Origin of the sequence: Kitasatospora sp. NBC_01287 (assembly GCF_026340565.1) — a bacterium.
In the GTDB taxonomy this organism is placed as follows: domain Bacteria; phylum Actinomycetota; class Actinomycetes; order Streptomycetales; family Streptomycetaceae; genus Kitasatospora.
The window spans coordinates 5,075,143-5,086,464 of record NZ_JAPEPB010000001.1 but is presented as its reverse complement, the minus strand read 5'-3'; the positions used below and the strand labels follow the sequence as shown (position 1 = coordinate 5,086,464).

Annotated in this window: 8 protein-coding genes and 1 pseudogene; 2 read left to right on the top strand and 7 right to left on the bottom strand. The window is 73.1% G+C overall.

Going from position 1 to position 11,322, the window contains the following annotated elements; translation table 11 throughout:
• Positions 1 to 9: 9 nt before the first annotated feature.
• Positions 10 to 528 carry a hypothetical protein gene (locus OG455_RS21920; RefSeq protein ID WP_266296210.1) on the bottom strand — a complete coding sequence of 173 codons (519 nt, stop codon included), beginning with the start codon at positions 526 to 528 and terminating at the stop codon, positions 10 to 12.
• Between the two features lie 166 nt (positions 529 to 694).
• Between OG455_RS21920 and OG455_RS21915 the strand changes: the two genes are divergently transcribed.
• Positions 695 to 958, top strand: a complete 264-nt coding sequence (locus OG455_RS21915; protein ID WP_266296208.1) for a hypothetical protein — start codon at positions 695 to 697, stop codon at positions 956 to 958.
• Positions 959 to 993: 35 nt separating this feature from the next.
• On the opposite strand, the gene OG455_RS21910 is transcribed toward OG455_RS21915, so the two are convergent.
• From OG455_RS21910 to bldG, 5 genes are all read right to left on the bottom strand, one after another.
• Complete coding sequence (locus OG455_RS21910) at positions 994 to 2,535, bottom strand: methyltransferase (protein ID WP_266296206.1); 1,542 nt, start codon at positions 2,533 to 2,535, stop codon at positions 994 to 996.
• 48 nt (positions 2,536 to 2,583) lie between these two features.
• The gene (locus OG455_RS21905) at positions 2,584 to 3,447 is read right to left on the bottom strand and encodes a hypothetical protein (protein WP_266296204.1); all 864 of its coding nucleotides are present in this window, start codon (positions 3,445 to 3,447) and stop codon (positions 2,584 to 2,586) included.
• A gap of 320 nt (positions 3,448 to 3,767) precedes the next feature.
• Positions 3,768 to 6,236: a sodium-translocating pyrophosphatase gene (locus OG455_RS21900; protein ID WP_266296202.1), complete on the bottom strand. Its 2,469-nt coding sequence runs from the start codon at positions 6,234 to 6,236 to the stop codon at positions 3,768 to 3,770.
• Between the two features lie 531 nt (positions 6,237 to 6,767).
• A complete protein-coding gene (locus tag OG455_RS21895) occupies positions 6,768 to 7,178 on the bottom strand; it encodes an ATP-binding protein (RefSeq protein WP_266296200.1) in 411 nt (136 codons plus the stop codon).
• Positions 7,179 to 7,613: 435 nt separating this feature from the next.
• Entirely contained in the window at positions 7,614 to 7,955 is a 342-nt protein-coding gene (gene bldG / locus OG455_RS21890; protein ID WP_266296198.1) for an anti-sigma factor antagonist BldG, read from the bottom strand.
• A gap of 274 nt (positions 7,956 to 8,229) precedes the next feature.
• Here bldG and OG455_RS21885 point away from each other — a divergent pair, with 274 nt between their 5' ends.
• Complete coding sequence (locus OG455_RS21885; RefSeq protein ID WP_266296196.1) at positions 8,230 to 10,551, top strand: DEAD/DEAH box helicase; 2,322 nt, start codon at positions 8,230 to 8,232, stop codon at positions 10,549 to 10,551.
• Positions 10,552 to 10,902: 351 nt separating this feature from the next.
• On the opposite strand, the pseudogene OG455_RS21880 reads toward OG455_RS21885, so the two are convergent.
• Positions 10,903 to 11,274, bottom strand: a pseudogene (locus OG455_RS21880) (Rv3654c family TadE-like protein); the annotation flags it as partial.
• Positions 11,275 to 11,322: the final 48 nt, after the last annotated feature.

The following is an 11,322-nucleotide window of genomic DNA, read 5'->3' as shown; positions in this document are numbered from 1 at the left end:
GAAAGCGGCTCAGCGCAGCACGGCCAGGCTCAGCAGGCTCAGGCCGCCGGCCAGCGCGCTGGTACCCAGCAGGGTCCAGAACACGTCAAGTGGCAGTGAGGCGGCGATGCCCTTGCCGGTCAGCACCACGGTGGCCGGGCGGACCGGGTCGTAGGAGACCCGCACCTCGCTGCCGGGCACCAGCAGGGCGGGGCGGCGCAGCGGAGTGCGGCCGCGCGGGCGGGCGAACACCGGGAGCGACTCGGCGCGGCCCACGGCGGCGTCCTCGCTGGCCTCCGCCCTGGCCTGTGCCATGGCCTGTGCCCTGGCGAGCGCCGGCCGGCCGACGGTGGGCAGCGTGGCGTAGGCGAGCAGCGGGGCCGGGTCCAGCGCGTCGACCGCGGCCGGGTCGGGGACCACCAGGGCGGTCACCGGGATGCCGTGCCGGCGCAGCCGGTGGCGAAGGCGCAGCTCGGCCGCGCACCAGAACAACAGTGCGCCTCCGAAGAACGCGAGCACGCCCCCCGCCACCGCCGTCGGCATCTCCACCTGCGCCCCCTGCCCCGCTCACCGAAGATCTTCCGCTCCGGAACGTGGCAGGCGGGGGCCAACCGGACACCGACAACCGTCGAACCCGGGGGAAATGACAGGTCACGGATCAGTGAACCGCGCCCGCGGGGCCGCACCCGGCGGACCGGCCGGGCAGGTGCCCGCCGTGGGCATCGACACCGACCGCCTCGGCAGCTACGCCGGCCCCACGGCCTTCACCTTCAGTGACGATGCCGCGGCCAGGTCGACCGACCGGGAGACCACCTCGGCCGGTCGCCCCGTCGGGCCCGCCGAGGCGCCGGGGCCACTGCTCGCACGAGCGTACGGCCGCGCCGGTGCCGCTGGCGCGCGTGCGCCGCCGCCGCGCGCGGGCGGACCGGGAGCGCCGACACCAGCTGGCTCCACCACCGTTGGCAGCCAGTTGAACTGACTGAGTGTCAGGACTCCTGGAAGGCGGGCGGCGGGCTAGGCGGCGGGCTCGACGAACCCCTGCTCGACCAGCAGCCGCAGCGAGTCCGGGGCCCGCTCACGCAGCTGCCGCGGGTCCTCGCCGAGCAGGTGCGCGATCGCGTCGAGGATCTCGCCGGCCGTCAGGGTGCCGTCGCAGACGCCGGCGAAACCAGCACCCACCGTGTCCACCTTGGTGGCCCGGCGCATGCCCCGGGCGTTCCGCAGCACCACGTGCTCCGGGTCCTCGGCGCCCGGGGCACCGACCTGCTCCTGCACCACCTCGTCGGCCAGCTGGTAGCGGGCGGCGAGCAGCGCGGCGTCGTCGTGGCCGCGCAGGAAGTCCTGGCGGGCGAACCAGTCCTCGATGTGCGGGCCGAGCGGCTGCTCGACCGGGTGCGGCCACTCCTCGATCCGCACGGCGGGCCGCTCGGCGCCCGCCGCCCGCAGGGTGATCCAGCCGAAACCGATCCCCTCCACCCGCGCCGCCTCGAAGGCGTCCAGCCACTCGTTGTAGCGGGCCTCGTAGGCGGCCCGCGGCGCCAGGTGGTCACCGCCGTCGCGCAGCCAGAGCTCGGCGTACTGCGCCACGTCCTGGACCTCGCGCTGCACCACCCAGGCGTCCAGGCCGGTGCCGGCCACCCAGCCGGCCAGCCGCTCGTGCCAGTCCTCGCCCTTGACGTGCTGCCAGTTGGCCAGCAGCTGGCAGTAGCCGCCGGGCTCCAGGTGCGCGGCGGCGCCCCGGACCAGCGAGCGGCACAGCTCGTCGCCGGCCATCCCGCCGTCCCGGTAGACGAAGCGGGAGCCGGGCGAGATCACGAACGGCGGGTTGGAGACGATCAGGTCGAAGCGGCGCTCGCCGACCGGCTCGAAGAGGCTGCCCTCGGCGGTCTCGGTGCTGCTGAAGCCGGAGAGCGCCAGGGTGAGCCGGGAGAAGGCCAGCGCCCGGGGGTTGAGGTCGGTCGCGGTCACCCGCTGGGCGTGCCGGGCGGCGTGCAGCGCCTGCACGCCGGAGCCGGCACCCAGGTCGAGGGCGGACCGCACCGGGCGGCGCACGGCCAGCCCGGCCAGCGTGGTGGAGGCGCCGCCGACGCCGAGCACCAGCTCGCCGCGGGGCACCCCGGCGGCGCTGCCGCTCGCGCCGATGCCGCCCGCGCCGCCGACCGCGCAGCCGAGGTCCGAGACCACCCAGGCGTCCGAGCTCTCCAGCCCGGCCACCTCGTTGGCGTACGGACGCACGTCGACGGTGGCGCGCACCTGGGCGGCGTCATCGGCGGAGCGCTCCAGCCAGCCGTCCGCCAGGCACTCCTCGACCGGCAGGGCGGCGGCCGCGGCCGGGTACGGGACCGGCTGCTGGAGCAGGAAGAGCCGGACCAGGATCTCCAGCGGCGTCCCGCCCCGGGTGGCGCGCAGCGCGGGCACCGCCTCGCTGCGGGCCAGCGCGGCGTAGCCCGTGGGGCCCAGCAGGTCGAGGCAGCCGTCCGCGGTGTAGGAGGCGGCGAGCAGCGCCTCGCGCAGGCGGGCGAGGCGGGCGGGGTCGGGAGTGGGGAGCTTGGTCACCCCGCCATTGTCCCGCCCGCGGGCGGCCCGACCGACCGGGGCGCGCTGCTAGCCGGGCGAGGCGCCGGCCGCCGCCGGGCTGCCCGACCCACTGCCCGACGGGGCGGCGGACTGGCCGGTGGAAGGGGGAGCGGAGGGGGCGTTGGACGGGGCACTGGATGGGGCGGCGGAGGCACTGCCCGACGGGCTGCCGGACGCGCCGGCAGAAGGGGACGCGCCGGCGGCCGGGCTGCCGGCCGGGTTCGCACTGCCCGAGGCGCCGGGACTCCCCGAGGCGCCCGCGGCCGGGCCTGCGTCCTGGCTCTTGCAGCCGGGCTGCTTGGCGATCGCCGTTCCGAGGTCGCCGGTCTGCACCTTGCCCAGCGCGCCGGTGGAGAGTGTGGACAGCTGCTGCACCTGGTCGCCGATGCTCTTCAGGCCGTCGGCGAACTTCGCCTGATCATCCGTGGGCAGCGCGGTCAGCTTCTTCTGGACGTCCTGGTAGCCCTGCGCCGCCTGCCGCAGCTCGTTCACCGCGTCCTTCTGCAGTCCGGCGCCGTTGTCGACCTTGGGTGCGCCCGCCTTGTCGATCGCATCGGCGATCGACTGGTTGGCGGTCCCGAGGTTGCCGAGGTCGGTGGCCAGGCGCTTCTGCAGATCGGCCGGCGCCTCGCCGTCCTTGACCAGGCCGGTGTCCTTCATGGCGTCCTGCGACTGGGTCACCGGGGCGCGCAGCCCGTCGCAGACCTGCTTGGCCCAGTTGCCCAGCGCCGCGCTGTTGTCGGTGGAGCAGGCGGCCGCACCGGTGGCGAGCAGCGCTCCGAGCAGCGGCAGGGTGAGCAGACGGCGGGCCGATCCGCGCGCCGGAACCGGCCGGCCCCCGCTCGCTCCGGTCACCCCGGACCGTTCGTCCGTCCGCACTCGCTCGTCCACCTGGGAGCCCTTCCGTCCAGTCCCGAACCGTCCCGGGTGAACCTACCCGACACCGGAACGGGGACGGTCGGGGCGGCCGTCGCGGTTCCACGCGCCTCAAGGCCCGTCCACCTCGGGCCCGCTCGCAGGGTCGCGGTGGCCTGACCGGCCGGCCAGAGGATGCGGATGCGCATGAGGACTCCCTCACCAGTTCAACAATTTGCTGCTCAACAATTTGTCAACTGGGATCCCACCACACGCACCCGCACCCCCGCCAGGCCGGTCCAGGCCCTGAGAAGACCGCGCTCGGCCCGGCCCGTCGCGCCCGCGCGGCGCTTCGCTCAGCCGCCGGCCGGCGCCACCGCCTCGCCACCCACGACGTCCCCGCCGGCCGTGCCCCCGCCCGCCGTGTCCCCGACGGCATCCGGGGCGTCCGGGGCGTCCGGGGTGGCCGGGGTGGCCGGGGCATCGGGGGCGTCCGCGACATCCACCGTCCGGCGCTTGGAGACGTACACCGCGCCCACCACCACCAGCACCGCGACCGCCGCGACCGCGCCGCGCAGCCCCGCGCTCGCGTGCGCCCCGTAGCTGAACCGCACCACGGCGGGCGCGATCAGCAGCGAGACCAGGTTCATCACCTTGAGCAGCGGGTTGATCGCCGGGCCCGCGGTGTCCTTGAACGGATCGCCGACCGTGTCGCCGATCACCGTGGCCGCGTGCGCCTCGCTGCCCTTGCCGCCGTGCGCGCCGTCCTCCACCAGCTTCTTGGCGTTGTCCCAGGCCCCGCCGGAGTTGGCCAGGAAGACCGCCATCAGGGTGCCCGTGCCGATGGCGCCCGCCAGATAGGCGCCGAGCGAGCCGACCCCCAGGCCGAATCCCACCGCGATCGGAGCCAGCACCGCCAGCAGCCCGGGCGTGGCCAGTTCGTGCAGCGCGTCCCGGGTGCAGATGTCGACCACCTTGCCGTACTCCGGTGTCTCGGTGCCGTCCATGATCCCGGGGTGCTCGCGGAACTGCCGCCGCACCTCGTAGACCACCGAGCCGGCCGAGCGGGAGACCGCGTTGATGGCCAGCCCGGAGAAGAGGAAGACCACTGCCGCGCCCAGCAGCAGCCCGACCAAGTTGTTGGGCTGCGAGATGTCCAGGCTCAGTCCGGCCGGGCTGCCGATCACCGCGCTGCCGCCCGCACTGCTGACGGCGTCGTTGATCGCGTCGGTGAACGAGCCGAAGAGCGCGGTCGCCGCCAGCACCGCGGTCGCGATCGCGATGCCCTTGGTGATCGCCTTGGTGGTGTTGCCCACCGCGTCCAGCTCGGTCAGCACCCGGGCGCCGGCGCCCTCGACCTCACCGGACATCTCGGCGATGCCCTGCGCGTTGTCCGAGACCGGACCGAAGGTGTCCATCGCCACGATCACACCGACCGTGGTGAGCAGACCGGTGCCCGCCAGCGCGACCGCGAAGAGCGCGAGCACGATCGAGCCGCCCGCCAGCAGGTAGGCCCCGTACACCGCCGCGCCGATCAGCACCGCCGAGTACACCGCCGACTCCAGGCCCAGCGAGACGCCGGACAGCACCACCGTCGCCGCACCGGTCAGCGAACTGCGGCCGACGTCACGCACCGGGCGGCGGCTGGTCTCGGTGAAGTAGCCGGTCAGCTGCTGGATCAGCACCGCGAGCACGATCCCGATCACCACCGCCGCCAGCGCGAACAGCCGCGGATCGCCGTGGTGGCCGCGGATGCCGTCCGGCACGTGGCGCAGCGCGCCGAAGCTGGACGGCAGCACCAGGTAGACCGCGCCCAGCACCAGCAGCAGCGAGACGGCGGCGGAGATGAAGAAGCCCCGGTTGATCGCGGCCATCCCGCTGCGGTCCCGCTCGCGCGGCGAGACCGCGACGATGCCGAGCACCGCCGTGACCACGCCGATCGCCGGCACGATCAGCGGCAGCACCAGGCCGGTGTCGCCGAAGACCGCCCGGCCCAGGATCAGGGCGGCCACCAGGGTCACCGCGTAGGACTCGAAGAGGTCCGCCGCCATGCCCGCGCAGTCGCCGACGTTGTCCCCCACGTTGTCGGCGATGGTGGCGGCGTTGCGCGGGTCGTCCTCGGGGATGCCCTGCTCGACCTTGCCGACCAGGTCGGCGCCGACGTCCGCCGCCTTGGTGAAGATGCCGCCACCGACCCGCATGAACATCGCCAGCAGAGCGGCGCCGAAGCCGAACCCCTCCAGCACCCGCGGCGCGTTGGCCTGGTAGATCAGCACCACCACGGCCGCACCCAGCAGGCCCAGGCCCACCGTGCACATGCCGACCACGCCGCCGGTGCGGAACGCGATCCGCATCGCCTTGTGCTGCGCGGGCCGCTCCTGCCCGGCGATCACGCCCCTGGCCACCGCGGCCACCCGGACGTTGGCGCGCACCGCCAGCCACATGCCCAGGTAGCCGGTGGCCGCCGAGAAGACGGCGCCGACCAGGAAGAAGACCGAGCGGCCCAGGCGCTGCGACCAGTTGTCGGCCGGCAGCAGCATCAGCAGGAAGAACGCGCCGGCCGCGAAGACGCTCAGGGTGCGGAACTGGCGGGCCAGGTAGGCGTTCGCACCCTCCTGGACGGCCCCGGCGATCCGCCGCATCACCGGCGTGCCCGCGTCGGCGGCCAGGACTTGACGGACCAGCAGCACCGCGACGCCGAGCGCCCCGAGAGCCACCAGGCCGATGATCAGCACCACCAGTTGATTGCCACCGGTGAGCACGGCGCCGCCCGACGAGCCACCTGACGGCCCATCGGCCAGAACATCCAAGATTCGTGGTCGCACCGGTGCTGCTGAGACGGATTTCAGTACGTCAGATGTGGGTGAAGCACTCGCGATGATCGTGAATCCGGCCATGCGTCCTCCCCGACGACCGGCACGCCGACCTGTCCGTACGGCGCGCAAGTGGCTCTGGTGGCACAGGCGACCGGACCGGACTCCCCGGCCCGACCGGATATCCCGACGGATATCCACGAGCGAGTGTAGGAATCATCGACGGATTGATATAGACCGCGTGCGGCAGAGAATGAAAAGAATCATGGGCGGCGCCGAAAACCCGGGGTTTTCGGCGCCGCCCATGATTCTTTGTTCGTTTCCTCGCGTCACTTGACGCCACTTCACATCACTTCACATCACTTCACGCACAGGAAGACCCGGCTGATTCGTGGCGGCACCTGATGCACGCCACCCTCCGCTCCCTCGCCCGTCCCGGGCGCGGGCGTGCCCCCGCACGGTACGTGTGGGGGCACGGGCTGGGGTGCGGGCGCACCAATGCATGGACGCTCTCGGTGAACTGCTGGACCGCGCTGCCGCCGATCAGGCCGGCTGCACCGCCCAGCTCATCCGGATCAGCCCGCCGGCCTCGTCCCGGCCGACCTCGACGTCCTCGACCAGCCCGGTGATCACCGCGAGGCCGAGGGTGTCGTCGGAGCCGTCCGCACCGTCGTCCTCACTCGGCTCGGCCAGCTCGCTGAGCTCCCCGGCACCGTCACCCACCTCGATGACGAAACGCTTCTCCTGATCGGTCAAAGCCACCCGCACCGCGCCACCCAGGCTGCCGCGCTGGTGCAGGCCGACGGCGCGGGAGCAGGCCTCACCGACCGCGAGCCGGACCTCGTCGAGCACCGACTCGTCCACGCCCGCGCGTCTGGCCACCGCCGCCGCCACCAGCCGTGCCGTCCGCACGTGCTCGGGAAGGGGGCTGAATCGCAGTTCGACGGTTGCCATCTCTCCCTCTCGGGGTTGTCGCCGCGTCGGCGTCACCACTACCTCGGATCTCGTCCTGCGCAGATCGCCTTCGGAGCGCGGCTGACGCGCCGTCCGCAGGCAGCAGCGACGCCCCTGAGGGCGTCACCGCACAGAAGAATCAGACCTCCTGACGGACTGCCACCGCCGAGATGCCGTCCCCTGACTGTCATCACCGAACTGCCGTCACCGGACTGTCGTCACCGGACTGTCGCCGACAACCCGTTGCCAACACGCCGCCATGGAGCGGACATCGTCAACGGGCCATCGGCGACCGAGCGGCCGCGACAGTCGGAGGGAACGGGCCGGCGGCCGGAGCCGACTCACACAGGGTGAGCGTCCCGGACCGGCCGAGCAGACCGAACCAGTCGGTCCGGCCGGCCTGCCGCCGGGCCGGAACTCCGGCCGGTCGGCCGGTCAGTCCGTCGAGGCGACGGCCTCGTCCACCGAGGAGTGGATCGGGAACACCTTGGTCAGACCGGTGATACGGAAGATCTTGAGGATGCGCTCCTGGGTGCAGACCAGGCGGAGCGAGCCCTCATGCGCGCGGACCCGCTTCAGGCCGCCCACCAGAACGCCCAGACCGGTCGAGTCCAGGAAGTCCACGCCCTCCATGTCGACGACCAGGTGGTAGCTGCCGTCGTTGACGAGCTCGACCAGCTGCTCGCGAAGCTTAGGGGCGGTGTACACATCGATCTCGCCGCCCACCTCGACGACCGTGCGGTCGCCGACTGTACGGGTCGACAGGGACAGGTCCACGGAACCTCCAGCACCTTGCCTTGCTACGTCATATTGCGTTCTTCGGCGAGTCGGGCGGCATCGGCCGTTCTCAGTTGCCGATCCCGGCCGGACGGCCGCCACCGTTCCAGGTGCTGTGGAGCACCTGACCGGTTCCACCGCATGGCCGAGTGACCGGCCCAGGTGCCGCCGGTCCGGCCAACTGGCCGCCACCGCATCATTCAACCACCTGGCAGCATGCCCGCACGATGGCTTGCCGCGATTGTCCGTCACTCCAGTGACACACTGGGTCTCCATGCCGCCCAGCCACCGCCTGCCCGAGGCCCTGCTCGACACCCTGGTCGCCAGCCGGGGCCGCTCGGACCGACTCACCCATACGGAGCATCTCCCCGCGCGCCAGGCCCGGTATGCCCCTTGGCCTGCATCAATCCGCCACGAAATCCGCGCCGCGGCGGCGGAACTCGGTGTGGCCCGGCCCTGGGCCCATCAGACCGAAGCCATGAACCTGGCCAAAGCAGGCCAAACTGTGGTGATCGCCACAGGAACCGCCTCGGGCAAGTCGCTCGGCTACCTGGCGCCGGTGCTCAGCGACCTGCTGGACGGCACCGAGGCGCCCAACGGGCGCGGCGCCACCGCGCTCTACCTCGCCCCCACCAAGGCGCTGGCCGCCGACCAGCGCCGCCGGGCCACCGAGCTGGCCCCTGACCGAGTACGCGCCGCGCTCTACGACGGGGACACCCCGCCGCAGGAGCGCGAGTGGGTCCGCCAGTACGCGAGCTACGTGCTCACCAACCCGGACATGCTGCACCGGGGCATCCTGCCGGCACACGCCCGCTGGTCCTCCTTCCTGAAGGCGCTGCGCTACGTGGTGGTGGACGAGTGCCACAGCTACCGGGGCGTGTTCGGTTCCCACGTCGCCCAGGTCCTGCGACGCCTGCGGCGACTCTGCCGCCGCTACGGCTCCGATCCCGCCTTCCTGCTCGCCTCCGCGACCTCGGCCGACCCGGCTGCGGCGGCCGAGCGCCTCACCGGCCTACCCGCGGTCGCGGTGACCGAGGACGCCTCGCCACGCGGCCCCGTGGTCTTCGCCCTGTGGGAACCGCCGCTCACCGAACGCGTCGGCGAGCACGGCGCCCCCGTGCGGCGGACCGCCACCACCGAGGCCGCCTACCTGCTGACCGACCTGGTGGCGGCGGGCACCCGCACCGTTGCCTTCGTGCGCTCCCGCCGAGCCGCCGAGCTGGTCGCGCTGCAGGCGCAGGAGAATCTCGACGCACCGCTCGCCAGCCGGATCGCCGCCTACCGCGGCGGCTACCTGCCCGAGGAGCGGCGCGCGCTGGAGCGTGACCTGCACTCGGGACGACTGCTCGGGCTTGCCTCGACCTCCGCGCTGGAACTGGGCGTCGACGTCTCCGGTCTGGACGCGGTACTGCTGGCCGGCTACCCCGGAACCCGGGCCTCCCTCTGGCAGCAGGCCGGGCGGGCCGGGCGCGAGGCCCAGGGGGCGCTCGCCGTCCTGATCGCCCGCGACGACCCGCTGGACACCTACCTGGTGCACCACCCGGAGGCGCTCTTCGCCCGTCCGGTCGAGGCGACCGTGCTCGACCCCGACAACCCGCACGTCCTGGCTCCGCACTTGTGCGCCGCCGCCGCCGAGCTGCCGCTCGGACCCGACGACCTGGAGCTGTTCGGCCCCTCGACCGCCCACCTGCTGCCGGTGCTCGAAAAGCGGGGGCTGCTGCGACGCCGCACCGACGGCTCCTGGTACTGGACCCGCCGTGAACGGGCGGTCGACGCCGTCGATCTGCGCGGAAGCGGCGGCAGCCCGGTTCAGATCGTCGAGTCCTCCACCGGTCGGCTGCTGGGCACTGTCGATGCCGCGGCCTCGCACACGACCGTGCACACCGGAGCCGTCCACCTCCACCAGGGACGGACCTATCTGGTCCGGGAGCTCGACCTGGAGTCCTCGGTGGCCCTGGTCGAACCGGCCAACCCCTCGTACACCACGACGGCGCGGGACACCACGGCCATCTCCGTCCTCACCACCGACCGCACCGAGGCCTGGGGCGAGGGCAGGCTGCACTTCGGCTCGGTCGAAGTCGTCAACCAAGTGGTCGGCTTCCTGCGCAAGCGGATCTCCACCGGCGAGGTCCTCGGCGAGACCAAGCTCGACCTGCCACCCAGGACGCTGCGGACCAGGGCGGTCTGGTGGACCGTCACCGAACAGCAGCTGCTCGACGCGCTGATCCCCTTCGACCAGCTGCCCGGCGCCGCCCATGCCGCAGAGCACGCCTCGATCGGCCTGCTGCCGCTCTTCGCGACCTGCGACCGCTGGGACATCGGCGGCGTCTCCGTCCCGCTGCACCCCGACACCCAGTTGCCGACGGTCTTCGTCTACGACGGCCACCCCGGCGGGGCCGGCTTCGCCGAGCACGGCTTCCGCCGCGCGGCGCAGTGGCTGGCCGCCACCCGGGACGCGATCGCCTCCTGTGAATGCGAGCGCGGCTGTCCGTCCTGCGTCCAGTCGCCCAAGTGCGGGAACGGCAACGACCCGTTGGACAAAGCGGGCGCGGTCCGGCTGCTGACCGTGCTGCTGGCCGGCGTGCCGGACGCCTGATAGCCGTAGCCGGGCGAGTGCGCGACCGGCATCCGCCCGGTCCAGGGCCGCTCTGTCCAGGGCCGCCCGGTCCAGGGCTGCCCGGTCCAGGGCTGCTCTGTCCAGGGCTGCTCTGTCCAGGGCCGTTCGCTCCACAGCCCGCGCTTCCCATCCGCTCGGCCCATCTCTCACCGCCGCGGGGCCGCCTCCGCCGCAGTCCGCTCCGGGGCCGCTCTGTCGAACAACGATCGGCCCAACAGTTGCCTGCCCGACACTTGCCTGCCCAACAGTTGCCGGCTCAAGGCGGGGTGAAGCCACGGTGGCGGTCTCGGGTTCGTCGGGGCCACCGAAAGCCCAGACCGGCCCAGCCCTCGCCCGCGCGGTGGCCGGACCGAGCGGCACTCGCACCCCACGCACCGGCACCGCCACTTCGACCTCGACGCTGTCCGTCGCAAGGTCCACCGCGCATGAGACCAAGGTGGCCCGATGCACGGCCGCCAAGGCCGCCGCGCGGGCGCAGCCACCATCGGTATCCAGCAGGAGGTGGTCAGCGGCCGCCAAGGCGGACAGGTCGGCTACGGCCTCGGCACGGTGACGGGCAGTCACAACCGCCCCGAGTGCCAGGGCAGCCCCGAACACCGCGCAGCCGAGGAAAGCGAGCCCCGTCAACCAGACCGTCGCCGAACCACGCTCACGGTCCGTCAGCGACGACAGCGGCACCGGCGCAATCGCGGCCCTCGACATCATCGCTGCAATCGCTGCGATCACTGCCACCATTGCCACCATTGCGAT

Excerpts from the sequence above, each read along its gene's own strand:
- OG455_RS21895 (WP_266296200.1), bottom strand. The coding sequence starts at position 7,178 with ATGGCAACCGTCGAACTGCGATTCAGCCCCCTTCCCGAGCACGTGCGG.
- OG455_RS21885 (WP_266296196.1), top strand. The coding sequence starts at position 8,230 with ATGCCGCCCAGCCACCGCCTGCCCGAGGCCCTGCTCGACACCCTGGTC.